This is a genomic window from Actinomyces sp. HMT 175 (assembly GCF_016694895.1).
GTDB lineage: Bacteria > Actinomycetota > Actinomycetes > Actinomycetales > Actinomycetaceae > Actinomyces > Actinomyces oris.
The window spans coordinates 2,909,903-2,935,596 of record NZ_CP068012.1 but is presented as its reverse complement, the minus strand read 5'-3'; the positions used below and the strand labels follow the sequence as shown (position 1 = coordinate 2,935,596).

At 68.4% G+C, this 25,694-nt stretch carries 23 protein-coding genes; 4 read left to right on the top strand and 19 right to left on the bottom strand.

Features of this window, described 5'->3' with window-relative positions; translation table 11 throughout:
• Positions 1-110 precede the first annotated feature (110 nt).
• The 18 genes from JJJ14_RS12205 to JJJ14_RS12125 all read right to left on the bottom strand — a co-directional run bounded on the left by JJJ14_RS12205 (position 111) and on the right by JJJ14_RS12125 (position 20,380).
• Entirely contained in the window at positions 111-1,385 is a 1,275-nt protein-coding gene (locus JJJ14_RS12205; protein ID WP_201444282.1) for an SGNH/GDSL hydrolase family protein, read from the bottom strand.
• A gap of 104 nt (positions 1,386-1,489) precedes the next feature.
• Positions 1,490-2,170 carry a hypothetical protein gene (locus JJJ14_RS12200; protein WP_101559212.1) on the bottom strand — a complete coding sequence of 227 codons (681 nt, stop codon included), beginning with the start codon at positions 2,168-2,170 and terminating at the stop codon, positions 1,490-1,492.
• A gap of 432 nt (positions 2,171-2,602) precedes the next feature.
• Positions 2,603-3,295, bottom strand: coding sequence for a response regulator transcription factor (locus JJJ14_RS12195; RefSeq protein WP_101559211.1), 693 nt, complete (start codon positions 3,293-3,295; stop codon positions 2,603-2,605).
• A complete protein-coding gene (locus JJJ14_RS12190; RefSeq protein ID WP_233431657.1) occupies positions 3,292-4,341 on the bottom strand; it encodes a sensor histidine kinase in 1,050 nt (349 codons plus the stop codon). Before JJJ14_RS12190 ends, JJJ14_RS12195 begins: the two co-directional genes overlap by 4 nt.
• Positions 4,342-4,533: 192 nt before the next feature.
• A complete protein-coding gene (locus JJJ14_RS12185; RefSeq protein WP_201444281.1) occupies positions 4,534-5,559 on the bottom strand; it encodes a YcaO-like family protein in 1,026 nt (341 codons plus the stop codon).
• A complete protein-coding gene (locus JJJ14_RS12180; RefSeq protein WP_101559208.1) occupies positions 5,552-6,688 on the bottom strand; it encodes an iron-containing alcohol dehydrogenase in 1,137 nt (378 codons plus the stop codon). Before JJJ14_RS12180 ends, JJJ14_RS12185 begins: the two co-directional genes overlap by 8 nt.
• Entirely contained in the window at positions 6,685-7,926 is a 1,242-nt protein-coding gene (gene mpaD, locus JJJ14_RS12175) for a daptide-type RiPP biosynthesis aminotransferase (RefSeq protein ID WP_101559207.1), read from the bottom strand. The genes JJJ14_RS12180 and mpaD overlap by 4 nt, the downstream gene beginning before the upstream one ends.
• A 27-nt stretch (positions 7,927-7,953) precedes the next feature.
• A complete protein-coding gene (gene mpaM / locus JJJ14_RS12170) occupies positions 7,954-8,697 on the bottom strand; it encodes a daptide-type RiPP biosynthesis methyltransferase (RefSeq protein WP_201444280.1) in 744 nt (247 codons plus the stop codon).
• Positions 8,690-9,598: a helix-turn-helix domain-containing protein gene (locus tag JJJ14_RS12165; RefSeq protein WP_201444279.1), complete on the bottom strand. Its 909-nt coding sequence runs from the start codon at positions 9,596-9,598 to the stop codon at positions 8,690-8,692. The genes mpaM and JJJ14_RS12165 overlap by 8 nt, the downstream gene beginning before the upstream one ends.
• On the bottom strand, positions 9,598-11,220 hold the full coding sequence (locus JJJ14_RS12160; protein ID WP_201444278.1) for a hypothetical protein: 1,623 nt from the start codon (positions 11,218-11,220) through the stop codon (positions 9,598-9,600). The genes JJJ14_RS12165 and JJJ14_RS12160 overlap by 1 nt, the downstream gene beginning before the upstream one ends.
• Complete coding sequence (locus JJJ14_RS12155; protein ID WP_070511308.1) at positions 11,213-12,055, bottom strand: hypothetical protein; 843 nt, start codon at positions 12,053-12,055, stop codon at positions 11,213-11,215. Before JJJ14_RS12155 ends, JJJ14_RS12160 begins: the two co-directional genes overlap by 8 nt.
• Positions 12,052-12,786, bottom strand: a complete 735-nt coding sequence (locus JJJ14_RS12150) for an ABC transporter ATP-binding protein (protein ID WP_020992116.1) — start codon at positions 12,784-12,786, stop codon at positions 12,052-12,054. The genes JJJ14_RS12155 and JJJ14_RS12150 overlap by 4 nt, the downstream gene beginning before the upstream one ends.
• 74 nt (positions 12,787-12,860) lie before the next feature.
• The gene (locus tag JJJ14_RS12745; protein ID WP_267892485.1) at positions 12,861-12,989 is read right to left on the bottom strand and encodes a hypothetical protein; all 129 of its coding nucleotides are present in this window, start codon (positions 12,987-12,989) and stop codon (positions 12,861-12,863) included.
• A 168-nt stretch (positions 12,990-13,157) separates the two neighbouring features.
• Positions 13,158-14,156: a quinone oxidoreductase family protein gene (locus JJJ14_RS12145; RefSeq protein ID WP_201444277.1), complete on the bottom strand. Its 999-nt coding sequence runs from the start codon at positions 14,154-14,156 to the stop codon at positions 13,158-13,160.
• A gap of 71 nt (positions 14,157-14,227) precedes the next feature.
• Positions 14,228-14,401 carry a hypothetical protein gene (locus JJJ14_RS12140; protein WP_003788668.1) on the bottom strand — a complete coding sequence of 58 codons (174 nt, stop codon included), beginning with the start codon at positions 14,399-14,401 and terminating at the stop codon, positions 14,228-14,230.
• Positions 14,402-14,414: 13 nt separating this feature from the next.
• Positions 14,415-16,757 (bottom strand): class III lanthionine synthetase LanKC N-terminal domain-containing protein, encoded by a 2,343-nt coding sequence (locus JJJ14_RS12135; RefSeq protein ID WP_201444276.1) that lies wholly within the window; start codon positions 16,755-16,757, stop codon positions 14,415-14,417.
• A gap of 116 nt (positions 16,758-16,873) precedes the next feature.
• Positions 16,874-17,011: a hypothetical protein gene (locus tag JJJ14_RS12130; RefSeq protein ID WP_164719318.1), complete on the bottom strand. Its 138-nt coding sequence runs from the start codon at positions 17,009-17,011 to the stop codon at positions 16,874-16,876.
• Between the two features lie 399 nt (positions 17,012-17,410).
• Entirely contained in the window at positions 17,411-20,380 is a 2,970-nt protein-coding gene (locus tag JJJ14_RS12125) for a lysylphosphatidylglycerol synthase domain-containing protein (protein ID WP_201444275.1), read from the bottom strand.
• A 158-nt stretch (positions 20,381-20,538) separates the two neighbouring features.
• Here JJJ14_RS12125 and JJJ14_RS12120 point away from each other — a divergent pair, with 158 nt between their 5' ends.
• Positions 20,539-21,192, top strand: a complete 654-nt coding sequence (locus JJJ14_RS12120; RefSeq protein WP_201444274.1) for a hypothetical protein — start codon at positions 20,539-20,541, stop codon at positions 21,190-21,192.
• Between the two features lies 1 nt (position 21,193).
• The gene (locus JJJ14_RS12115) at positions 21,194-21,595 is read left to right on the top strand and encodes a winged helix-turn-helix domain-containing protein (protein WP_141406024.1); all 402 of its coding nucleotides are present in this window, start codon (positions 21,194-21,196) and stop codon (positions 21,593-21,595) included.
• 45 nt (positions 21,596-21,640) lie between these two features.
• On the opposite strand, the gene JJJ14_RS12110 is transcribed toward JJJ14_RS12115, so the two are convergent.
• A complete protein-coding gene (locus tag JJJ14_RS12110; RefSeq protein ID WP_201443842.1) occupies positions 21,641-22,630 on the bottom strand; it encodes an IS481 family transposase in 990 nt (329 codons plus the stop codon).
• Positions 22,631-22,918: 288 nt separating this feature from the next.
• On the opposite strand from JJJ14_RS12110, the gene JJJ14_RS12105 reads away from it, so the two are divergent.
• Positions 22,919-23,923 (top strand): alpha/beta hydrolase, encoded by a 1,005-nt coding sequence (locus JJJ14_RS12105; protein ID WP_201444273.1) that lies wholly within the window; start codon positions 22,919-22,921, stop codon positions 23,921-23,923.
• A gap of 213 nt (positions 23,924-24,136) precedes the next feature.
• Positions 24,137-24,865 (top strand): response regulator, encoded by a 729-nt coding sequence (locus JJJ14_RS12100; protein WP_201444272.1) that lies wholly within the window; start codon positions 24,137-24,139, stop codon positions 24,863-24,865.
• Positions 24,866-25,694 lie beyond the last annotated feature (829 nt).

Here is a 25,694-nt window from a genome sequence, read left to right as displayed (position 1 = left end):
TCAGCGGGCGGGCCGAGGTGCACTCGGCCCGCCCGCTGACGTCACTGAGGGTGTGCGTTCGACGACCGGGGCTGCGCAGGGGCGACCTGCTGGGAGGAACGCGCGGCGGCTCAGGCGGCGGGGGCGATCTGGGTGGTGAAGTCCTCCTTGCCCTGGTTGTCAGTGATGACGGCGGTGACGGAGACTTGCTCATCGGCGGGCACGGTGGCGGTGGCCTGGGCCCCGGTGAGGATCTCCTCGGAGCCGTCAGCGCGCTGGATGTACCAGTCGATGTTCACGATCGTGCCGTCGGAGTCGGTGGAGGCCGAGGCGTCCAGGGCCAGTTGGTCGCCGTCGCGGGCAAGGGTGAAGGAACCGGCGGGGCGCGTGTTGTCCACCTGCGCCTGCGCGGCGGCGGGCAGCTCCTGCGCGGCGGCCGGCTGCTCCTTCAGGACGCCCATGATGGAGCCGGCGATGGCTTTGTGGCCGGCGGCGTTGGGGTGGAAGCGTCCGTCGTTGATGAGGCCGTCGAACCAGGACGACTGCTTGCCGCACAGCTCGTGTCCGGCGAAGGAGCCGGAGGGGTCGGCGAACCGGTAGCCGTGGCGCTGGGCCGCGGCCTTGGCGGCGGCGTTGATCTCGTTGGTCTTGGCGTTGATCCAGCGCTGATCCACCTTGGTGACGCCTTCGCAGCGCCCCGGTACTGGGAGGATCTGGCCGGCTCCCTGCGGGGTGAACATGCGCGGGTAGCCGACGGCGACGACGGTGGCGCCCGGGGCGCGGGAGGCGATGTCGGCCACGAGCGTGTCATAGCTGGTGATGCCTGCGCGCGTGGTCTTGCCGGCCAGGGCGCTGATGGCGCCGTCAACCTGCTCGGAGACCTCCTTGTTGCCGGAGCAGGTGGTGAAGGGGGCGGCGGTGATGCACTTGGTGAGGATCGTGGAGAAGCCGGCGTCGTTGCCACCGATGGAGAAGGTGACCAGGCTCGTGGAGGAGTTCAGGTGGTTGAGCTGGGCGGGCTCGTTCCAGGAGGTCCTGGGGTTGTAGAAGTCGGGGATCCGGGCTCCTGAGCAGGCGCCGAAGTCGAGTGTCTTGCCGGTCTGGCTGGCCACTTGGTGGGCGTAGGCACCCGCGGCCCGTTTGCACCCGTTACCGCCTTGGACATCCGTGCCACTGGCGTAGGGCGGTGCCCCGACTCCGGAGGCGTAGGAGTCGCCCAGGGCCACGTAGGTGTTCCCCTGGGGGGCGGAGTGGGCGGGTGAGCCGCCGCCGATGGTCCAGGCCAGGGCTGCGACAGAGGCCAGGGTGCTCAGCCGGATGAGGCCGCGACGACGCCTCCGACTGGCCCGGGCTGTTTCATGCAGCGCTGTCCGGGGGGTGGGGGAAGAGGGGGTGTGGTTGAGCATGCTGCCTCCGGTGAGTCTGTCGGTTGTGTGAAATGATTGAGAATCGAGCGCTTGACTGCGGATGAATGCGTGCGGGAGCAAGCCTATGCCGGTGAGAGGGTGTGTCAGGCGGTTTTCACGGAGCGGACGATGACTATCCGGTGCCGGGTGAGAATGGGGTGCGGCTCGGAGTACTGAAAGGTCAAGCGCATGCTGTGACGTTTGATGGCCTCGGCGAGCCAGGCGGGAGTCACGAGGTGAAGGGTGAGGGTGGACCAGTGCCCGGCCTGCCGCATGGTGACGGTCCGCAGTCCGGATGCCGGGTCGGCGTTCTCCGTGATGAGGCAGCCGTCGGGAAGCCGCCAGGTCTCCGACAGTAATCCGTTGCCGACGACGTGCTGGGCGGAGACGATCAGCTGACCATCGGGGGGAAGGAGGTCGGCTGCCTGCTCGATGAGCTGTTCACGCTCCTTGTCCGTCGGCTCGGTGATCGTGCCGGCCGGCAGCAGAATGCTGGTGACGCCGTCTGCGAGGCCGTGGGAGGAGTCGTCTGTCCTGAGTAGCCAGTCGCGGCTCGCCGTCTCGATGGGGGCGACCTGCTCCGCGGGCGCCTGCGGGGAGGCGGGGTCCGTGCGCAGCTCGACGGCGTCCTGAGGGGAGGTGTCGATGGCGAGGGTCGTGCCCTGGGAGTCGGCGATGAGCCGGCGGAGGGTTGCCGCCTCAGCCGTGTCGGCGGCGATCAGTGCGCAGTATGAGGAGGCGCTCAGGAGCGGTTGAGGCGTGGAGGGGGTGGGGGAGTCGGTCATCGGTCACCTCCTGGGGGTGTCGCGGTGCTGCCGGGGTGCTCGTGCGGGTCGAATGCCTGGGGCTCTTTCCCTTATTTCATCGGCATGCGTATCGCGAGGGGATCCTCCGATCGGGTCAGTGGGCCGAAGGAGGGGGACGGCGAGGGCGGCCCTCACCCGCGTTGGGGTCAGGGCCGCCGCTAGGTCTTTAAGACCAGTAGGGTTTCTTCTCGCCCCCAATCTTGAAGGGAAGCAGTGCGGCGAAGGAGGCGAAGGAGAAGGTGAACAAGACGAGGGGCCTTTCGGAAGCAGTGGTTGATGATGGCTCTAGCCTCGCCTGCTCCAGTGGGGGATTCATCGGCTCCTCGACTCAGTCGATGGGTGGAGACCTCGTCTCGAGGAGGGCTGAGGGGATGCTCGGCCTCACCGGTTCGTCGGGGTCTGATGCGGCGCTCAGCTGACCAGGCCGTGCTGCATGGCGAAGACGGCGGCTCCGACCCGGTCCGGGACGCCGAGCTTGGCGATGATGGCGGACACGTGCGACTTGATGGTGGCCTCGCTCAGGTTCAGCCGGTTGGCGATCTGCTTGTTGGTCAGGGCCTCGCTGATGAGTGCCAGGACCTCCAGCTCGCGGGCGGACAGGGTGACGCCGAAGGGGAGGGGGGAGGCCTCTTTTCTGCTGAAGGAGGGCGGGGTGGTGCTCCCGGAGCCGGGCGAGGTGGGTTGAAGGCGCTCGCTGAGCACTGCCGAGGACTTAGGGGTGAGGACGATGTTGCCCGCCACCGCCTGCTTGATGGCGCCGGCCAGGGCGTCGACGTCGTCCTCCTTGGCCACGAAGCCGCGGACACCGGCGGCGAAGGCCTCGTTCGAGATCGAGTCGGCGATGAGCGTGCTCAGGATGATGATGGCCAGCTCGGGGTTCTCCTCATGGAGGGTCTTTGCCAGGGTGAGGCCGTCGAGCCGGGGCATCTGGACGTCGAGGAGGACGGCCTGGACCGGCTCCGTCTCGGTGGAGTGGATCAGGTCCAGGGCCTCCTGGCCGTCCTGAGCCGTCCAGGCCACGGAGATGCCCTCCTCGGTGGAGAGCAGCCGGGCCAGGGTGCGGCGTACCAAGGGGTCGTCGTCGGCGATACCGATGCGGATCATGGCAGTTCCTCCAAGGGGGCGGGGCTCGTGGTTGGCGCGGAGGGCACGGTGGCGGAGACCATCCAGGTCATATTCTCCTCCATGGTCTCCAGAGTGCCTCCGATAGCGGTGACGCGTTCGCGCATGCCGAGGATTCCGGCGCCGGATGAGGGCAGGTCGTGGGTCGTGGAAACCCCGTTGGTCATCACCAGGTGCACCTTGCTCTCGCTCTGGATGAGGGAGGCGGTCACCGGGCGGCGCGGGTCGCCATGGCGCAGGACGTTGGCCCCCATCTCACGGCAGACCCGGGACAGGGTGGTGGCCTGGAGACGGCTGCAGGGCGCCGTGGCGGTGCACTGGAAGGTGACGGAGAACCCGGAGGCGGAGAGGTCGTCGACGATGGCCCGCACGGCGCCCTCCAGATCCGTGGTCACCGTGCCCAGTCCGCCCTCGGCGCTGTCGTCGTCGCTGTCGTTGCGGCGCAGGGCGCGCAGAATGAGGCGGAGCTCGTGGAGCGCGTCAGCGGCGGTGGCCTCGATGGCGGCGAACTCCTCGCGAGCACGGTCGGGGGAGAGCTCCTTGCTGGCGGCCAGCTTGGCCCGTAGGGCCGTCTGGGACATGGAGTAGGCGACGAGATCGTGCATCTCCCGGGCCACCTCGTTGCGGATGGCCTCCAGCTGCCCGGACACCGCGGAGATCTCGCTGCGCCAGGAGTTCACGGTGACGCGGACCAGGAGTCCTGCTGGAAGTGCAATAACGAGGTCAAACAGCATGGAAGCGAAGTACGCGCCGTCCCCGGTGGCTAGCAGCACGATGACGGGTGGGGTGAGGGCGAGGGAGGCAGCGAGCCTCAGGGGGAGAAAGCGGCCCATGAGGAAGGCGGAGACGGCGTTGGTGATGGCCAGGTCCCCGGTCTCAGCGACAGGGGCGAAGGCGAGTGCTATCCACACGATGAGGTAGCCGATCGATCCGAGGCGGGGGCGCAGGGGCGTCACCATCGTTGTCAGGAGCGCCAGCACCAGGAAGACGATCCGCTCCGGAACGACCGAGCCCCGCAGAGTCAGCATGAGGATGAGGTTCGCCGTCCCGAAGACCGCCGCTACCGCGACGTACAGCCAGGGCTTGGCTGATGCGTACTGCCAGGCCTCCGAGGACGGCCATGAAAGCCGCGTTTGTCTGATGTTCCTATCAGTCTTATTCCCTCGGAGCACATATTTATTGTTGGTGGAGGTAACGAAGAAATCAAGGTGGCGGAAACCTCAAAGAATGGGGTGAGGGATGGGGTGAGTGTCAGGTGTCACGAGCTCCTGCCCCAGTGCGCTCTCATCCGTCACCAGGGGTGTGAGCGCTGGGTTCTCCGCACGCCCGGCATGCCAGCCGCCCTGGCGGATCCGCTGGGGGAGTGTCGGTGTCAGGTCGGTGAAGCGGGTTGACTCCACGAGGCTCTCCCACTCCATCTCCGCGCAATTCGTCTCCGCGCAATTCGTTATTGGAACGGTCACAACCTGATCTGCTGTACTGATCTTTGTCAGCCAGGCCCGAAAGGCGGTGACGTTTCCCGGGGCTCCCCACCAGGTCGCGCGGTCCGTGTCGCTGCGCAGGTGCTCGGGCCGGTCGGGACGACCAAGGGCTTCTCGCATGATCGTGAAAAGGTCCACGATCTGACATGCCTCCCGTGCGGCTGTGGCGATCGCCCCGTCCAGGGCTGAGTCGCACCCCAAGCCGCAGGCGACGATCTGCTCGGAAGGCTCGATGATCGCGCACATGATGACGCTCAGCTCCCGGCAGCGCGACGGCATCTCCAGCGTCACGAGCTCGGCTCCCCGGTCACACAGCGGTGCGATCACCGATTGCAGCGGGCCCAGTGCTGATCGGGCCTGGGCGAGGGGAAGGCGCCGTACTCCCCGGCACAGGTACCAGCCGCGCATCGCTGCATCGCGCTCGATCAGCTCCCGCAGACCGCGGGTGCGGCAGAACTCGACGCTCGGTCCGGCCGCGGCTCCGGAGGGTCCCGCATCAGGGAAGAGCGGTGGCGGGCCGAGACGGTCCTGGGCCGCGACCGCCCAGCGCTCCACGACCTCGCCCGCAGCCCGCAGCAGAGTCTCGTCGCGGCGCTGCCCGCAGGCACCGACGGCGTGCATGGTGAAGGGCCCCTCCTCCTGGTCGTCACCGGTGAGGAGTGCTCCAACGGACCACAGCAGACGCCTCCCGGCTCGCGGGGGCGTGACATGAAGGGTGCGGACGATTCCTGAGCCCGGCTCCAGGACGCAACGGATGTCAGGCACAGGAGCCCTCGGAGGTGCAGAGCCCGAGCAGGGTCTCGAGCTGGCTGGTGGTGAAACGCCGCATCATGGGCAGTCGCCCGCCCCAGCGGCGTTCGATCCGACGGATGACTCGCTGCGTGCCTCCGCCGGGCAGCGGAATCGAGGTCGGCAGGCCCCACCGGCTGACGACCTCGGTGGGCTCTGCGGAGCCGAGCGGCCACAGCTCGGCCAGCACCTCCGACCTCCCCCATTCGCGGCGGCCGTTCAGCACGAGGTGGGCCCAGGGCCCCATGAGGGCGCTGAGAGCCTCGTTCTTGCGCACTCCTGCGACCATGGACAGCTCGGTGGCGATGAACCATACGGGTGAGGGGGCACTGCCCCGGCCCTTGAGACTCAGCCCCCGGTGCGTCATGGTCGAGGCGAAGGCGATGCGGTGGAGCAGGTCGGGGTCCGCGCCGTCGGTGAGAGCATCGAGCCCCTCTCGAAGCCGGGAGACGAGCATGCGGGCCTCCCACTCCGAGGCGGCGAGGCTCGAGGGGGTGCACACGGTGCTCACCAGCGCACGGCTGAGTGCCTCCAGGGCGCCCTCCCTGGCCAGGGGCAGAGGCAGCGTGGTCAGGAGGTCGGGGTCGAGCCATGCGCGATCGGCCTCGAGCGCCGCCCCGACGACCAGGCTGCGGGCCCGTTCCCCGTCGAACCCGACGAGCCGATGATCGAAGCAGGCCCCGCTGCTCGACTCCGAGCCGGTGCCCAGCGTGGTCGGGACCAGGGTGAGGCGGCGCCGTCGGCCGATCCCGGCCAGCGGAATGAGCCCGCACCGGTCGGCGGCCTGCTCCAGGTGGTCGACCAGCGCCGGACGTTCCGCCGTGAGGGCGGCGAGCTTGGCCAGATCCATGGTGGCGCCGCCGCCGATCGCGATCACCTCACGCGGATCGGTCCGCTCGATGGCCTGCGCGACCTCCCTGACTCCTCCGAGCCCGGTGGCGCCGTCGACCGGGATGACCGGAAGACGGGAGGGCAGCCCGGGAAGAGCATGGTCCACCACCGCTGCGTCGATGATCGCCAGCTCAGTGCGCGGGGACAGCGTGCGCGACCAGGAACCGGTGCCGAGCTCGGGTCCGGTTGGCAGCAGCAGGGACGATGTCTTCATGCGGCGACCGTTCCCCGACCCGCGAGGACCGATGAGACGGCGTCCTGGACCCGGTCCATGAGACGGTCCAGGTCGCGCGCATCGTAGACGAGGGCGGGCACCAGCTGGAAGCTGCTCGGGCCAGGCTGAACAATGGCGCCGTTGCGGCGGCACCGATCGATGATGCGGGTGATGGTCTGGCCGTCGGCATCGGGAAGCTGAACCGAGCGGAAGCAGCCCAGCCCCGTGGTGCTGGATCCGGGGATCCGCTCGGCCAGGGCGTCAAGACGCTCATCGAGCTGCCGGGCGACGGCGCGTCCACGGGACAGGACGTCCTCGTTCTCAAAGGCCTCAAGGGTGGCCAGGATGGCGGCGCAGGACGCCGGGCTGCCCGCCTGCGTCTCACCGTGCATGAACGGGGAGTCCGCCGAGTCCAGCGCCTCGGTCACCCGCGTTGCCAGAAGGATCGCGGAGGCGGCCTGGGTGCCGTTGGTCAGTCCCTTGGAGGTGACGAGGATGTCGGGGCTCTCCGCCCAGGTCTCGCTGGCGAACATCGGTCCTGTGCGGCCGAATCCGGTGGCGACCTCGTCGGCCACCAGGAGATAGCCGTGCCGGCGGCGACCTTCCAGGACCGTGGAGAGGAACTCGGAGCCCACGACGTGAGTGCCCGAGCCCTGTACCGGTTCAAGGACGACAGCGGCGACGCGGTCCCCCTCTCGCTCCAGCAGACGGGCGAGGTCCTGGGGGCGGCGATGGTCGATATGCCGCACGGAACGGCCATCGACCCCGTAGATCCTCTGCCCCAGGTTCTCTCCGGTCAGAGACATGGCCCCCAGAGTCGTTCCGTGGTAGGAGCCCTTGAGGGAGACGATGATCGTGCGACTCGGCTCGCCGCAGACGACCTGGTACTGACGGACCATCTTGATGACGCTGTCCAGTGCGGCCGATCCCGACGTCGCATGGACGACTCGACGATAGTGATCGGCCCCCGCTGCGGCGAGCAGGCGGTGCCCGGTGCGTTCGGCCCAGGTGTGGGAACCGCGGAAGTGAGTGAAGTAGGAGGCCTCCAGGAGAGCGGCGTGAACCGCGTCGGCCACGCCTCGGTGCCCGTACCCCAATGGAACGTTCCATAATCCGGAGATCCCGTCGAGGCACTGGCTGCCGTCGGCGTAGGTGATCGCCGTCCCGTGGGCCCGGGTGGGCTGGGGTGAGGAGGAGAAGGTGCTCGGAGGAGTGAAGAACTCGGTGGTGACAGACATGGAAGGAAGGCCTCGTGGTGTAGTCGACTAGGGTTTGCGGGCGACCAGAAGCACCCCGGAGTGGTCCGGCATGGCCTGGTCGGGAGTGGAGTGGCGCTCCACGATCGTCAGCCCGAGCTGGGTGCAGGCCTCACTGATCCAGGACGAGGGGACCAGGTGGAGCTCGGAGACGTAGCACTCCTCGCCCCATCTGAGGATGCTGCGACGGCGGCCGCGGGCCTGATCGAGCTCCTCAGTCAGGGAGATGCCGGGCTGGATCTCGATCGTCGTCGTGTGCTCCGCGGCGATGTCGTCCGTGGAGACGATGAGCAGTCCGCCGGGGGCGAGGCTGCGCGCGGAGCACTCGAGGGCCCCGAGCCGCTGCTCGGCGTCGAGCTGAGTGATGGAGGCCGTGGGCAGGCAGACGGCCTTGAAGCGCTCTGTGAAGGAGAAGGAGCTCATGTCCGCCTCCTGCACCTCGATGCGTGCGGCCAGGTCTCCGGGAGCATCGGCGACCGAGTCCTGCTCGGAGATACGGGAGCGCAGGACCTCAAGCATGTCGGGGCTCAGATCGGTGGCCAGGATCCGGTAGCCGGCCTCCGCCATCGGCAGCGTGACCCGACCCGAGCCGCAGGCGAGCTCGAGGATGCGCAGATCCGCCAGATCCGGGCTCAGATGGTTCTCCAGCGTCTCCAGGATCAGTGCGATCTCGGTGTCGTCGTGGGCGGACAAGGCGTGATAGCGCTGAGCCCCCAGGCCGCTGTACAGGGGGGAGAGAACCGGGCTACGCACTGCAGACCACCTCCCGTGGGCTGATGAGGCCGGCCTCGGACAGGGAGGCGACGGCGTGGTAGATGGTCGATGGCGGAAGATCGAGGACGTGGGCGAGGTCGGTGTCGTTAGGAAGGGTCATGAGCGTCTCCAGGATCGTGGCCAGGGTGGTCGATACGGACAGCATTCGGCCGTTGCCGGGGATCAGGCAGCGGATTCCCGCGCGGGAGCGCACGATGATGGGTGCGTCAGCCGGTTCGACCGGGGTCTGCGGGCTCGTCTCCGACAGGCGCATGCCCAGGCCGGAGATCTCGACCGGCTCCTCCTGCAGGGTGTGCAGTGTGGTGAGTGCGTTGATGATGGTGAGGTAGCGGGGCAGCCAGGCGCGGTCGCCCCGGTCCCGCTGCGCCGGGCTGCGGTCGGTGCCGGGGAAGTGGTGGTGCACCCCGGTGGAGGACACCGTCAGGCGGGTCTGCGGCACGGTGCCGGTCCTCAGCGCGTCGGCATCCTCCAGGACCGTCATCGGGTGGATGAGCTGAGCCGGGACGCATCCGGTGGTGATGGCTGCGTCGGCGTCCTGAAGGAAGAGCTCCCACTCCTCCCGGGTGGCCAGACGGATGAGGGTCGGGCCGGCCACGGGGAGGAACGCGGCCAGGGAGTAGTCCATGACTGCGATCTCCATGGCTCCGTCGATGACCAGCAGCTCGCAGTCCCGGGCGAGGTCTCCTTCCCGGACGACGATCTCGTGGCCGGCGGCGGGTGCGGAGATGGGCTGCGGGGTGATGACCAGTGCCGACGGCGGCAGCTCGGAGGGGGTGTAGCGGGCGCCGTCGTCGAGCCAGACGGCGGCCCGATCACCTCGGGCGCCGACCAGGTAACGCCGAAGATCGGCCATCGCCTGAGAGGCGCGCTTGGGGGTCATCAGTCCTCCTCGTCGTCGGAGTACAGGCTTCCTCCGGGAAGCACTGGACCGAGCTGGTGGCGGATGACGCGTGCGAGCGGCTGGTACACCTTCTGAGAGGTGATCCTGCCGGTCGTCCCCGGGGTGAGCTCCACGTCCGACTCGACGACCAGGCAGGTCCCGGGCGGCATCTGTGCGTCGGAGAGCAGGGGCGAGACGGCCCGGAGCGGGACCGTGCAGTTCTCGGTGGCGACGACGGTCCCCTGCCCGAGGGCGGGGCCCGTCAGGAGCCCTGAGCGGTGGAAGGAGACCTTCGTTCCGGTCGTCACCGGGGCCGAGCCCGCGGCGTCCCCAGTCAGAGCGACCGCGCGGTGGCTACCGGTGGCCTGGAACCCCAGGGAGGTGGTGGTGCCGATCGGGGTGAGCAGGACCAGAACGGCTGCGGAGAAGCCGGTCACGAACAGTCGGATCTGCTGGGTGCGCTTCAAGCCGCGCAGCCCGTGGATCATCTTGACCAGGGCGTTCATGAGGCAGAACCCGATGAGCATGCTCAGCATGATTCGGCCTCCGGCGCCACCGCGAAGCAGGTTCGGCGCGATCGCCGTGACGGCCGTCCAGACGATGACCAGGGGCGTGACCAGGCAACCCACCCCGAACAGCGCGACCCACAGGGGCTCGTGCGGCTCCGGGATGCCGGCGACCCGATTGCGCAGCGCCTGGATGGAGCGCTGCCTGAGACCGGACTGGTTGGTGAACCCGACCAGGGCCACGTAGCCGTCCAGACGGAGGAACGGAATGAGGTTGCTGAGCGCCACGAGGTAGGTGCTGGCCCCGTACCAGGTGAGGAAGGCGTGCTCCCCACCCAGCAGGAGGTTCGCGATCAGGGCGATGGCTCCGATGCTCGTCTGGATGACGATGCCGGCGAAGGCGACCGCAACCCTGTCCTTACGGGGAAGCAACCACGCCTCGGTGACGTCGCAGAAGGCCGCCGGGGAGAAGTAGAACAGCATGATCCCCATGCGGTGAGGCATGCCGCCGCAGGCGGTGAGGGTCAGTCCATGAGCAAGCTCATGAATGGCGGTTGTCAGGGTGAGGGCCAGCAGCAGAGCGCCGTAGGTGCCCAGCGTCAGCGGCTGGAACAAGGTGCTGTTCGGGTTCCCGGCGAGGGAGAGCAGCGCGGGGATCCCCAGGATCGCGATGACCAGCGGGACCCAGCGCAGGAAGGTCTTCCTCAACGCCTTCACGACCGGGGCCGCCTTGATGAAGAAGGCCTCAGGGCGGTTGAAGCAGAGCTTGAGGATGAGCGGTCCGTCGTTGTCGACGCTCCACAGCGGCTTCTGCTCCGTGGAGTCCATCTCGTAATCGGCCACGACCAGGCCGTACTTGCTGACGGCGTCGAGAGCGTGATCGACATCGGAGGGCTGCCACTGCGGTGGCATCTGCTCCAGAAGATCCGTCTTGGTCAGTGGCCCCTTGGTCTTGAGGGTCACCAGCAGCTCGCCGAGCTGTTCGCCGACTCCGAGGAGCTTGTTGTCTGGGGTGCGAACCGCCCACCCGTCTCCGGCCTGAGGGCGGACGACGGCGACGTCTCGGTGCAGCCGGAGAGCTCCTCGGGGGCGAGAGAGCACATCCTGCTCAGGCACGTAGATCACCCATCTTCGTCACTGCGGTGGCGATGATGGACAGACCGACCGTCCAGGCCACGAGGAGTCCCGCGGCCAGCGGAGCCGACATGTCGCCGACGGCCGTGGCGTCCTTGATGAGCGTGAGCTGGAGGCCGCCGGGCAGGTACTGGCCCAGGTCGTTGGGCAGGGCGCGCACGATGGCCGGCTCGATGTAGGTGGTCCAGGCGACCAGGAGGAGGATGACCGGCAGCGTGCGGCGCAGCAGCCAGCCGAAGCAGGTCCCCCACGGGGCGGCCAGGGCGCTGACGGCGATGATGCCGACGACGGTGCTGACGAGATCCTCGTTCATCGTGATGCTCAGGTCACGCTGGTGGAAGATCACGAAGGTGGGAATGGTGGAGCTCAGGGCGCCGATGAGGCCGAAGAGCAGGCCGGCCGGCAAGGAGGCCAGGGCGTGGCCGGCAACGAGCCTGCCGACGCCGCGGTGCTGGGTGACTCGGGCCGCCACAGTGGCGTCGCGGAACTCGGTCGTCACCTGGGTGGCTCCCCACAGGGTGGACACCAGCAGAACGGAGAAGCCGATGCGAATGAGTCGCAGGGCCACGGAGTCGACGGCGGCCTGGTTGGACAGGTCGATCTCGCTGAGGAACTTGCTGGCGTCGAAGATCGTGGCGAAGCTGCTCAGAGCGATCCCGATCACGAGGAACCACTTCAGGGAGGCCTCGGTGAGCCCTCGGCGGGTCAGAGCCCACAAGGAGCGGAACACGGACAAGCCGCTGGGGCTGGGGGCCGGCGTGGCCAGGGCCCGACCGGAGGTGATGGTCTGCGCGGAGGAAAGGACGTTGGTGGTCATGCTGCACGGCTCCTGGAGGTGGTGGAAGAGACAAGGTTGAGGTAGGCGTCCTCGAGCGTGGGGCCACCGTGGTGGCGCAGCTCGTCGAGGGAGCCGTTGAAGAGGCAGCGGCGCTTGATGACGACGATGCTGTCGACCATGCGCTCGACCTCGGCGAGAATGTGGCTCGAGATGAGCAGGGCGCCGCCGGAGTCGATGTGCTGCTGGAGCACGCGGCGCAGCCAGTGGGCGCCCTCGATGTCCAGACCGTTGGTCGGCTCGTCCAGAACGAGGAGCTGCGGCCGCCCCGCCATGGCGGTGGCCAGGTTGACCCGCTTGCGCTCGCCCGTGGACAGGTCCTTGATCCGGCGACGCATCAGAGGATCGAGATCGAACTCGTCGACGATGCTGTCCATCTCGTCGCGTGACAGGCCGGCCGCGAGCCGGTGGTTGACGAGGTGGTTGTGGACCGTGTGGCTGGTGGGCAGCCCGGTGTTGTCGAATGCGAAGCCGATGTGGTGGGCCGCATCGGGAATGGCCAGGGGCGCGTGGCCGAACACGGAGACGCTGCCCGACGTGGGGCGAAGAAGGCCGTGGACGGCTCGCAGCGTCGTGGTCTTGCCGGCGCCGTTGGGGCCGAGGAGCCCAAGAGACTGTCCGGGCTCAATGCTGAAGGTGACGTTGTCCACCGCAGTGGTGGACCGGTAGCGCTTGGTGAGATGGCTGATCTCTAGGAGTGGCTTCAGGTTCATGGTGTGTTCTCCTTACGGCGACTGAGCTGCTCCGGGCCGCTCGGGTCGCGTGGGGCCGAGGGGGTCGCGGTGGGTCAGATGAGCGCGATGAGGGCGCCGAGTCCGAACAGGACACCGAGAGCGGCTGCGGAGTCCTTCCAGTCAGGTGCATCGAGTGACTCGAACTCAGTGATCTCGGTATCGAGGTTCATGGGTTTGTCCATGGGGGTCTCCTTACGTAGTGAGGTGCCGGGGAGGCATTCGATGTGATGTCACTACTCCACCGGAAAATCACTGTTTCCGGATCGCCTGGTCGGGCGCTTGGGGCTCATCCGATGGGCTAGTCCGATTGACTGAGCAGTGGGTCATGGGAGGGACTGACGGCAGGGGGCCTACACCGTCGTCGAGGGGCTCAGGGACAGGACGACCTTTCCCGAGCGCTCGCGGGAACCGAAGGCCTCCAGCAGGAAGTCGTCGATGTCGTCCCGGGGGTGGATGGCGCTGGGATCCAGCGGGATCGATCCGGTCCGGGCCAGCTCGAGGGCGTGAAGCAGGTCCTCTCGGGTACCCAGGCAGTTACCCATGAGGGTGAGGTTCGCCGTGATGATCCTGGCGATGAGCTCCCCCGGTGATCCGCACGATCCGACCCCGTCCATGAGTGGGTGCTGGTGCAGCATCCCGCAGGTGATGTAGGTGCCGGCCATCTCCAGGGAGGCGACGGCCCCGGCGAGGTTGAGGTCGCAGAAGGGATCGATGACGTGACTGACCCGGATCTCGGTCGCCGCGGGATCCTCGAGACCGGGATGCCTGCGCTCGTTGGGGAGAAGGGGAGTATCCGGCTTCGATGACACCACCCAGCACGAGGCGCCGATCGCCTGGAGCTGGTGGCGCACGGCCATCGACGTCGAGCTGGTGGCGGCGGTGACCAGGACCCGGGACTGCGGCCCGACTCCCGACCTGCGGATCATCGCGGCGGCGGTCTGGTGGCACAGGCCGAAGGCAGCGGCCTGCGGCGTCGTCATCCACGAGGGCACGGCAACGAGCTGGGACTCGTGGACGAGCAGAACGCCCCGGGACGCCGTGTTGGTGACGACGCCGGGTGCGGCTCCTTCGGCGGCCTCGGGGTAGGCCGAGCAGGCCATCACCCGCTGTCCCGGAGTGACGCGGCAGTCTGGTGAGGCGGCCAGGACGGTGCCGCAGAACTCGGAGCCGAAGGCGGTCAGGGAGGGCTCGTTCGCGGGACCGCGGTGAACCGCCTGAGGATCGGTCCCCTGCAGGATGAGTGAGCGGTCGCGGTAGTTGCATGACAGGGCGTCGACGCGGACAACGACCTTTCCGGAGAGGGTGAGAACCCTGTCCTCCAGGCGACGGCTCTCCACCTGAACGGGCACAGCCCGGATCTCACGTCCATACAGTGAGATCCCGGCTGTGTCGGTACCAGTGAGGAAGACGGCTGGGCACTTCATCGGCTGGTGATCTGCTTGTTTCCTCGAACGAAGGTCCAGATGGAGCCGATGCTCAGGCCTCCACCGAGCCCTGTCAGCGCGATCTGAAGCGATCCGCTCAGCTGGATGAGTGCGATGGCGGCGATGATGATGCCGGCGACGACTCCGACGACGGTGAGAGCAAGACGCATGATGGGGTTCCTTTCAGTGACGGGTGACCACGGATGTGGTCGGGTTGGGGAAAGAGGTCGTTAAGGACAAGGCGGTCCGCAGGAGGTGGAGAGCCGCGAGGGCGCCTGTGACGCCGTCGGCCGAGTCCCCCTTGAGGGACAGGCCCGGATCGTCGACGACGCCGATGGTGCTCGGCGTGCAGATGACCAGGTCATCGGCCAGGCACTCCAGGGCCACCTGCTCGACGTCGGGCAGCGGGGAGCCGGCCAGGCGCAGGACGCTGAGGGCCAGCAGGCTGCCGATGGCGCCGTTGCGCACACTCGACCCGGCGGTGCTCGCCGAGGGGGCGGGACGCATGGACTCCTTCAGGTCGGTGGGCACGGTGAGCTCGGTGAGCCCTTCGAGTGCGGCGACGACGGCGAGCCAGCCGAGTCGGCCGTCGAGCCCGCCGGCATGCGGTGGGACGAGCGTGGCCAGCTGCGCCGCGTCCTGGATCAGGAGCGAGCGGGCCCGGTGCCGTGACCCGGGGATGAAGGACAGAAGGTCCGCCAGCAGCCAGAACACGGCCTGTCCGGTGGCTCCCTCCCACATGCCCGGTCGGGCCGGTGGCTCAGGGCGGTCCAGACGCCTGGCCGCCTCCTGGATGATGGCCTCCGCTTCGTGGCGGGGCAGGTCTCCGGTGTGGGCCAGCAGGCAGGCGATGGCTCCCGTTCCCGCTGTGCCGGTCATCAGCCCGGGACTGTGGCTCAGGGTGTCGTCGGGGTGAGAGGGGCTCAGGCCGAGCCGGCTGAACACGGTGGCCAGGGTGCGCAGGCAGGCGTCGAAGGCGGGAGCCGGGCCGACGTCGCCGGAGAAGGTCTCGGTGGCGGAGGTCGTCCCGACCGGTGCGGGGGACGGGTGTGGCCGCTCCTGGTGCGTGTCGAGGGCGGCGATGATGGCGTCCAGGGTCGGTTCGACAGTGCTGCGGCCGGTCACCCCGGGGGCGTCGGGTGGCACGGGCGTGAGGGCCAGCAGGCGCCCGGCCGCCGCCTCGATGAGGTCTGCGCAGGATGGATGACGGCGCCGTGCCTGGTGGGCCAGGGCCCGAATACGTGCCGGGCCGAGCCGGATTCCCCGCTTGGAACGCACGAACATCGACAGGGTCATAATGTCGAAGGAGTACCAGTCGACCGTCGTTCCGCGGATGTTGGGCGGCGGCGTGTAGTCAATGGCCGCCATCGCCAGCTCATCATCGGAGTCCGCGCATGAGGCGGCTTCCAGGTCGAAGAAGATGATGCGGTCGTCAGCAAGAAGAATGTTGTTCTCGTGGACGTCGTTGAGTACGACGCCGCAGTCGTGCACCGCCTCGAGCTCCCGGCGGATCGTCTCGAGAGTGGTGCGTGCCCACTCCTCATAGGCGGGGGTCGACTGCTCGCGCAGGCGTCGGTTGCGTTCACGCATCAGCGTGACGCCGTCGATCATCTCGCGAATGAGATAGGCGTGGCTGGTGCCGTCGACCTGCTCGAGGAAGGCGGGGACGGATGCGCGTCCCTGCAGCCTGCGCAGGATCTCGGCCTCGTGCCGGATCCTCCACACGGCATCATGGTGGAGCCGGTCGATCCCGGCGTGGGGACGTCCCTCCTTGACCAGGACGGTGGCACCCGTGGAATGCATCTGTCCGGCATAGACTCCTCCGCCCGCGTGATGGGCGAGGGCGTGCGTCAGCGTGCATGGCAGGTGTGATGAGCGGTTGGCGCGGCGGTGCCGACCGGGCCCGGTCCATGCCGGCCACGTCACCCAGTCCGGGATGTGGAGGCCGGGACGCCGCGTGTCTGCGATGAGCTCGCCGTCGGGACCGTGAATGGCCAGACGGCGAATGCCGTCGGCGTCGGTGCAGTACATGGGGGTGAAAGCGCCCCACCTGACGAAGACCGGGGCGTCCCCGCACCTGAGGTCGGTGAGAATATCCGGTCCGTGCATGTGGCGAAGCGCGTGGAGCAGAATGTTGACGATCCTCCCGCATTCCTCCTCATCGCGGGGGTAGAGGCAGCAGAACTTGCCGGCCGCTGAGCGGGAGACGTTCTTCGAGAGCTTGAAGGCCAGCATCTCGCGTGTCGGTGTGAACTTGAATCCTATGGAGTTCTGCCGGCATATCTCAGAGACGATGTCGAGCGCGTGATCGGCCTCATCCAGAACCGTCGAGATGTGGATCTTCCATCCCTCGTCGGGAAGCTCGGCGTCCGTGGGGAAGTAGAACTTCCACTGATCGTTCTCCGTGACCTCCCAGCCCTCCGGGGTGGTGCCGTCCCAGATGCGGAACGGTGAGGCCGGAACGGTTGTCGGGGAGAAGGCGGAGTCGCCCTCATGCTCGGTCAGTGCGATTTCTCCAAGATTCACGGGGTGCCTCCTTTCTCGGCGTTCTGAACGGTGGTGTGTGGTGATGAGACTGCATGGTGGGGGCGCCGCACTGGGAACCCGCCCGGGGCGCCCCCACCATGCCGACCTCAGGCGTCTCAGGTCAGGGCGACGGCGACGCTGACACCGCCGGCGAAGGAGATCGAGGCGATGGCGACGTCGTCCCAACCGGGGGCGTCCATCGACTCCAGCTCCTCGGCGTCGAGCTCGGTGTTCTTCTTGATGTTCTTGGCCATGGTGTTCCTTTCGGTGTGGCGGGGGTGAGTTCCCCGGGTTGTGGTTGTCCGTCCTCTTGGATGTCATGTGAGGCTCGGTGTGCCTCCGGATCGGATGACTGAAATGAAACTCCTGTTCGCGGCGTCCCAAATCGGTGAAACGGTCGGGTCGGTCGGCTGATATCTGACGGCTGGTTGGGGGAGGCGGTGCGGGATGGGGTGGCGTGGGGCCGCCGTCTCAGTCGTCCTGCTGACACGCTCGTCCGGCTCTCTGGGCCGACTGACGCTGCTGCAGCCGCTGGCCGGACGGCCATCCGGCCCCGGCTCGCCGTCGGGACCTCGACGCGAAGACCCGCCCCGCCCGTGTCTCAGACGTGAAGAGACGCGGGCGGGGCGGGGGTGAGGAGCTCGGAGGTGGGTTTAGAGATCCCCGACCTTCTGAAGGCGCTGGAGGCTGAGCCAGCCCACCGGGATCGGGATCCAGAAGGTCACCAGGCGGTAGACGATCGCCGTGGACAGCGCCACCCCGTAGGGGACGCCGGCGGCGACGAGCCCGGCGGTCAGGGCGAGCTCGACCGGCCCGATACCGCCGGGGGAGGGCACGATCGAGCCCACCGTGTTGGAGGCCAGGTAGGTGATGGCCAGGACCGCGAAGGGCACCGTGTAGCCGAAGGCCCACAGGCTCGCACTGAAGGACAGGATGTAGGACAGGGTCAGCATGAGCGCGCCGCCGACCCCCAGCACCAGGCGCATCGGGTTGGACATGACCCACACGAGCCGCGGCCACACCTGGCGGTAGGTGGGCTCGATCTTGGCCCAGGCCCAGGTGCGCGCCTTGGGGATGGTCAGGACCACCGCCGCCACCACGACGACGGCGCCCGCGGCGACCAGCACCCAGCCGGACGGCAGGGTCAGTCCGGTCGACTGGCCTGTCATGGCCGCCAGCACCACGAGCAGCACCACGGTGACGACGAACTGGACCACCTGGACCAGGGCCACCGTGGCCACGCCGACCGCGGTGGGCACCCCCTTGCGGTTGAGGAAGCGCAGGTTGATGGCCGCCCCGCCCACACCGGCCGGGGCCACGAGTGAGACGACGGCGCTGGCCAGGTGCACCTCGGTGGAGCGCCACAGGGAGAGCCGCTCGGGGCTGAAGGCCACCAGCGTGAGCCCCGCGCCCACGTAGGTCGCCACCGAGAAGAACAGGGCCGCCAGCATCCACCAGATGTTGGCCTGCGAGACGGCGGTGGAGACCTGCTGGAAGTCCAACTGGGCCAACAGTGTCCACACCGCCACCAGGGCCACCACGGCCATGAGGACGGTGCGCGTGGAGAAGCGGTTGAGGCGGGCCGGCTCGGCGTCGGCCGTGGGGGTCAGCGCCACGAGGGCGTCGCGCAGATCCTGGAGGACCTGCCGGCTCGCTCCGCCCCGCCCCATGACCTCGCGGGTCTGACGCGGCAGCACCACCCGCTGGAGCATGGGGGCGATCGAGGCCAGCTGCGCGGTGGTCAGTGAGCGGGAGGCGGCGTCGATGGCCCGCTGGGCACCGACCGCCAGCGCCGTCAGCGCCAGGGCCTGAGCCAGGTCCACGCGGCGGGAGAGCTCGGTGGAGATCGTCTCGCCCGAGGCCCAGTCCAGGAGCCACAGCCGCCCGGACTCATCGACGACGACGCTCGAGGCGTCGATGCTGCCGTGCGCCAGCCCCGCGGCGTGAGCGCGCTGGAGCTGGCTCCACAGCTGGTCCAGGACGTCGTCGTCCACCTCGGCCCCCAGGTCGCTGATGGACCGGGCGCCCACGACGTGGTCGGTCACCAGCAGCACGGACTCGGCGGCCTCGGCCATCCCCAGCAGGCCGGGGGTGCGCACGCGGGCGCGGCGGGCCTCCATCGTCATGAGGGCGGCGTGCTCGGCGGCCGGGCGCAGGGACAGGTCGCGGGTGGGGGACAGGCCCCGAACGCGGATCTGGTCCCAGATGTTGGAGAGGAATCCGGCCACCTGCCGGTCGGCGTCGAGGAGGGTGACGTTGTGGCGCTCACCGGCCGAGTCCCACACGGCGTACATGCGGTGGACCGAGGCCCGCTCCTGGGACAGGGCCTCGCTGGAGGCCTCGGCCAGGACGGCGGCCAGGTCGACGTCGGTGGCCGGCCTGATCGTGTTCGCGCCCGCCGGCGCCCCGGGGCCCCCGGTCCCGGCCGTGTCCAATGGCGTCGAGTCGAGGGGGGAGGCGGTCTCGCCGCTCGATGAGCCGGTGGGGGCGTCGGTGACCTGCGCGTCGGTGGGGGCGGAGGCGTCGTCGGTGGTGGGCTCGAGGCCCGCCGGCTCCTGCGGGGCCGGGGCCAGCGGGTTCTCGCTCACCTGCTCACGAACCTGCTCACGCACCTGCTCGGTGTAGCCCAGGGGGGCGTCGGTGGTGACGACCCAGGCGCGCGCCTCGGGGGCACGGTCCATGCGGACCACGCGCACGGCGTCGATCCCGGCCCGGCGCAGGGCGCGCACGAGCGTGACCCCGTGGGCGCGGCGGTCCTCGACCCCGAAGACGTAACGCACCAGCAGGCCGACGGTGCGGCCCAGCAGCAGGGAGAGCACCGCGCCCGGCAGGGTCAGGGCGCCGCGCAGGACCGCCATGCCCAGGACCACCCACAGGGCCGCCCAGCCCGAGCGCATCACGGTGGAGCTGTTGCGGTCGCCGGCGGCTGTGAGCAGGCCGGCCATGGAGGCGAAGACCGTGGAGATGCCCAGCTGGGCGGTGCCCGAGGCGGTGACCGTCAGCCCCATGACCAGGGCGGTGGGGCCCCAGGCCACGAGGCCGGTCATCGCGGCGATGGCGACCGAGTAGCTGGCGATCCCCGACAGGACGGCCTGGCCCAAGGACCGCCAGGAGCGGCGCAGCACCCGGTCCAGCAGAACGGCCAGCGGCACGATGAAGGTAGCCAGGCCCTCAATGGTCTGCAGGGGGAAGACGAGGATGCGGCGCAGGACCACCGCCAGGGCGTTCTGGACGTCCTGGGTGACGCCGGTGGTGGTCTCGTGGGCGTAGATCGCCAGGACGAGGACGGCGAAGATGCCCAGGAGCGTCAGGGTCAGGTCGAGCAGGTCCTCCGTGCGGCGCAGGCGGTGCGCGGTGGTGTCCACCAGGAGTGTCGTCGAGCGGGGGGCGGCAGGGCCGGAGGCCGGGGTGGGCTCGGCCATGGGGGCGACCCCGATGACCGGGATGCCGACCGGAGAGGTGGAGGTCGATTCCGCGGAGGGCGCGGAGGTGGCCGACGGGACGGCGGCCGCAGATGCCTGCTGGTCGACGGCGGTGGGGGACTCGCCAGGAGGCGAGGTGAGCGTCGAGGCGTGGTCGAGGTCGCCTGCGGGCGGGGGCGACCCTGGTGCCGCATCTGTCATGACGCCGATTCTAGGGGGAGAGCCTGGGTGGACCCTCCTACGCCGGAAGGAGCCGCGCGGCGGCGTTGGCTTGTTCAAAGTAGTTTGCAACACAAACTAAGGGGCGCTATCCTGGAGCTGGTTTGAAACGCAAACCACTGTTGACGAGGAGGTTCACCATGAGTGCTGTCACTGAGCACCCGAAGGTTCCGGTGGGGCCCGATGAGGCGCTCGCCGTCGTCGAGGCCCAGCGGAGCGCCTTTCTCAAGCGGCACGAGATCAAGGCGACCCCACTCCTGACCGCCTGGGGGCTGGCCTGGCTGGTCGGCTACGCCGCCCTGGCCCTCTACCGCGAGGCGGACTACAGCCTGCCGACGGCGCCGTACCTGTTCTTCTGCGGCTGCCTCGCGGCGGCCCTGCTGTTCACCTTCGCCTACATCGTCCCCAAGACGCGCGGCATCCGCGGTCGGAGCAGTCGCGAGGGCACCTACTACGGTCTCGCCTGGAGTCTCGGGATGCCGCTGGGGGCCATTATCCTCAGCCGGGTCAACGCCTTCCTGGGCACCCTCAACACAAGTGAGGCCAATGAGGTGATGAGCGTGGTGTCCAACGCCGTGCCCTGCCTCGTCGTCGGCGTCATCTTCCTCATGAGTGCCGCACTGTGGAATGAGGCGGTCATGGGCGTCCTGGGCGGATGGATCCTCCTGGTGACCCTCGTGGTCACGATTGTCGGGATGCCCTGGGCCTGGTGGATCATGTCGGTGGCCGGTGGGGGCGGCATGTTGATGGCCGCCGTCGTCGCTGCTGTCGTGGGACCGAAGCGAGGTGCGTGACATGACCGGAGAAGCGCGGGCTCAGCGGCCTGGGGAACCGGAGGATGCCGGCAGGGCGGGGGAGTCGGCGGAGCCGGGCGGTGCTGAAGCTCCGGCTGTCGCGACGGCCTCCGCCGTCGACATCGACCCCGTCATTCACGCCCAGGCCCGCCTGCGGATCATGGCGACCTTGGCCGCCGTGCCCGTTGGCGACGAGCTGCACTTCCCGCGGTTGCGCGAGCTGCTGGACATGACGGCGGGCAACCTGTCCACCCATCTGTCCAAGCTGGAGGGGGCGGGATACGTGCAGCAGAACAAGACCTACGCCGGGCGCAGTCCTGCCACGTACCTGGCGCTGACCCCCGAGGGGCGGGTGGCCTTCGACCGGTACGTGCGCAACCTACGTGCCCTGCTCGACGCCTGAGCTCCTCCGGGCTGGACGCGACAAGGGGTGGTATTAACCGAGCGGTTAGCTGTACTGATCGGGGAGGTTGGTTAGGCGGGTGATGGGTGGGTGGCCTTGGGTGGCGGTGTGGGGTCGGTGGTGATTGTAGAGGTGCAGCCATGCGGGTAGGGCCTGGCGGCGTTGGGTCTCGGAGGTGTAGTGGCGGGCGTAGGCCCAGCCGTCGGCCAGGGTGCGGTGGAAGCGCTCGATCTTGCCGTTGGTCTGGGGGCGGTAGGGGCGGGTGTGCTTGGCCTTGATGCCCAGCTGCTGACAGGCGGCTTGCCAGGCCTGGGAACGGTAGGCAGAACCGTTGTCGGACAGGACTCGCTCCACCTTGACTCCTCGGGCGCTGAACCATGACACCGCGCGCTGGAGCACTCCGACGGCGGTATCGGCCTTCTCATCGTCGTGGATCTCGCTGTAGACCACGCGGGAGTAGTCATCAATCACCGAGTGCACGCAGGCGTAGCCCATCACCGGTCTGCGGCTGGCCTGGCTACGGGCCTTGCCGGGGGTGGAGGCGCGGTTGCGCGCGCCCTGGCGCGCACCGACGTAGCGCCATCCACCACCGTCGGGGATGTTGCCGATCTTCTTGACGTCGACGTGGACAAGAGATCCGGGGTAGGGGTGCTCGTAGCGGCGCACGACCTGACCGGTGGCCCGGTCGGTGTACGACAGGCGGTTGAGGTGGGCGGCTCGCAGGATGCGGTGGACGGTCGAGGCTGCGACCCCGGTGCGGGCAGCGAGCTGGACGGGGCCCTCACGCAGGCGCATGCGCAGCGAGACGATCCGTTTGACCACTGCCTTGGGTGTGCGGTGAGGGCACGAGCGTGGGCGGCTGGAGCGGTCGGTCATGGGCTGGCCGGCCCTGTACCTGTCGGCCCAGCGCTTGACGGTGGGCCATGAGCACTGGAACCGGGCAGCAACCTCGCTGACGGGCCAGCCCTCCTCAACCACCAGACGGGCGACCCTCAAACGAGCACGCGGGGTCAGGGCTGCGTTAGCGTGGGACATGAGGAGAGCACCTTTCGTGTCTGGCTGATGGGGAACTGCAACACCTCCACTCAACCAGCCCAAGGCGCTCTCCTCACCTCAAAGACTCAGATCACACCCCCTCAACCAACCCTCCCGATCAGTACAGTTAGCGTATGGTGTGAAGCAAGTCTCATAGGTGGATGCCGATGGAGGCGCCGCCGTGAGGCCTTGTCGCAAGGGTCGGCCGGTGCCCGTCAGCCGGCCGGTCCCCGGGGCGGCAGGTCCGCCCCGCCACTGCCGTCATCGTCGACTCACCAAGGACACGCCATGCCTTTCAGTGCACAGACCCCGCCCGCTGACTCGCCATCCCACCTTCAGCCCAACCGTGCCTGCGCCCACCGGCTCAGCCGCCGGACCCTGCTCAAGGGGGTGGGTGGTCTCGCCGCCGCCTCCGTCATCGGGGGCGGCGCCGTCGTCGCCGGAGCGGCCCCGGCCCAGGCTGCCCTCACCGTGGCCGAGCACGAGGACCACGGCCGCATGCAGTACTACAAGCTGGCCACGTCCTCGATCGGCTGGCTGCCACGCGTCAACGTGCTGCTGCCCGACGGCTACGACACCTCGCGCCGCTACCCGGTGCTCTTCCTGCTGCACGGCGGCGGCGAGAACTACTCGACCTTCGACACGAAGTACGACATCCGCAACCACACCGCGGGGCGCGACCTCATCGTCGTCATGCCCGACGGCGGGGCGGCCGGCTGGTACTGCGACCCCGAGTCCTCCAACGTGGGGCCGCGCAACTGGGAGACCTTCCACATCAAGGAGCTCCTCCCTTGGGTCGATGCCACCTTCGCCACCACCGGGCAGGCCTCCCGTCGCGCGATCTCCGGCTTCTCGATGGGCGGCTTCGGAGCCCTGAAGTACGCCGCGAAGTACCCCGAGCTCTTCGCGTCGGTCTCCAGCCACTCGGGGCCGGCCGATCTGCGCATCCAGGACGGGGCGGTGGTCCACTGGGCGAACTTCACCGCCAGCGCCACCGACCTCAAGGGCGGCACCATCTATGGGATCCCGTGGGACCAGGCGCGGGTGAGCGCGGACAATCCGGTCGAGCACGTGGAGAGCTACCGCGGCAAGCGCGTCTTCCTCGTCTGCGGCACCGACAGTGATCGCTACGAGAGCATCGTGCTGCCCAGCCAGCAGAACTTCGAGAAGGCGCTCGACGGCGCCGGCATCGGCTACGAGCGCTACGAGGACACCGGCGCCCATGTCGTGCGCTGGGGCCGCATCCAGCAGGATATCGACTCCTTGCTCAACCACTTCGCCAAGGGCGCGTGAGGGCCGGGCGCCGGCGGGGTCGGTCGGATCGGCCGGCTCCGCCGGGATGGTGGGTGGCGGCAAGGCTCCCCGCCTGCTCACAGTGAGAGCCAATCACTCTGATATGGCGAACCTCGCAGGGCGTCGTCGGCACTTCATCAGGACAAAACCGCACCGGCCGAACCGGAAGGGCGGATACTTCCGGTGAGTTGCCGTCAAGAAGGGGAGGCGCCTGTGATCCGCCTGGGTCTGGCTGACGACGAGCCACTGCACATCATGGGCCTGGCCACGCTGCTGGGGGCGCAGCCGGACCTGGAGATCATCTGGCGGGCCGCCGACGGCAAGGAAGCGCTCACGCGCAACGCCGCCGACCCGGCCGATGTCCTCCTCCTCGACGTGCAGATGCCGGGCCTGAGCGGCCCGGCCACCACCCGCGAGCTCATGGCCCGCGGCGCGACCGGCAGAGTCGTCATCCTGACCGCCTCCGACACCGACGCCCCCGTCATGGACGCCATCGAGGCCGGTGCCTCCGGCCTCCTGCTCACAAGCACCCCACCCCAGGAGCTCGCCGCCGCGATCCGTGCCGTCCACGACGGCAGCTCCGTCATCTCCCCGGGGCCCACACGTCGGCTGCTCACCGCCGCGCGCACCGGCCACGTCAGTGGTGTACGGGCCAGGGAGGGGGCCGGGCGCCACGCCTCCCAGGACTCAGTCGAGGCACTCCGGGCCGCCGAGGCCTCCCAGCAGGTCGCAGCCCTCACCCAGCGCGAGCGCGAGATCCTGGCGCTCATCGCCCTGGGGCTCACCAACCAGGAGATCTGCGACCGGGAGTGGCTGTCCATGCCCACGGTCAAGACCCACGTGAGCCACCTGCTGTCGACAACTGGCTGCCGCGACCGGATCCAGCTCGTGCTGCTGGCCCTGCGCGGCGGCGTCGTCGACCCCGCCGACGTCCTGGGCTAGGTGTGTGAGGTCATTGACGCTGGCGACGTGTGATGGGATGCGGGTGGCGGGAGGCCGGTTGTGGCAGGCGGTGTGGGGGCGATGATGATTGTAGTCATGGGGTGAGCCCAGGTACTCCAGAACCCGGCGCACACAGCCGGAGTCGGATGGGATCTGCACCGCTACAGCCCCGTGAAGCGGCCCTGACCTTGTATAGAGATACGGGTCCGTGGTGTCCTGCCGCCAGGCCTCGATATAGCAAAACCAATGATAACTTTCACCAATCTACCGCAGTACCAGACGGCTTGAATAGAAATCAATCCGTAACCGCTCGATCTGGTCCAATGATCCACCCTTCCGCTCTACGTCAGCACCTCCACGTAAAACGCTCTAGCGTGCCCGTTGTGACGACAGTCCCGATCCGCCCCAGAGGTCTGCTGCGCATGCCCGCCTTGGTCAAATAACTTCAAGGGCAGTTCTCAGTCAGGGGCGAGCATCCTATGTAGAATCCTTGTAACATCCTATCGAACGATTGATTATCAATGCGCCGATTTTCCTGGAGGTTTGACTATTAATCTAGTGATCTGTAATATATCTGTCGCAGGGCACATCCACGTGTCCGCGATGTCATTGACCGCTCAAGTTAACAAGACGGGAGAATCGCATGACCGAGACCAAGGCCCCACAGGGGTTCAGTATCGTAACCTACGGCGAGGTTGAGAAGTTCTTCGAGCCTACAGCTGCACGTTGTAGTTCTTCGTCGAGCACCTGCTGCGTCGCCTGCTGGAGCTGATGATGACGATCTCGGCAGAGTCGAGGCTAGTTTCGAGAAAAACACCCATTCGTTTCT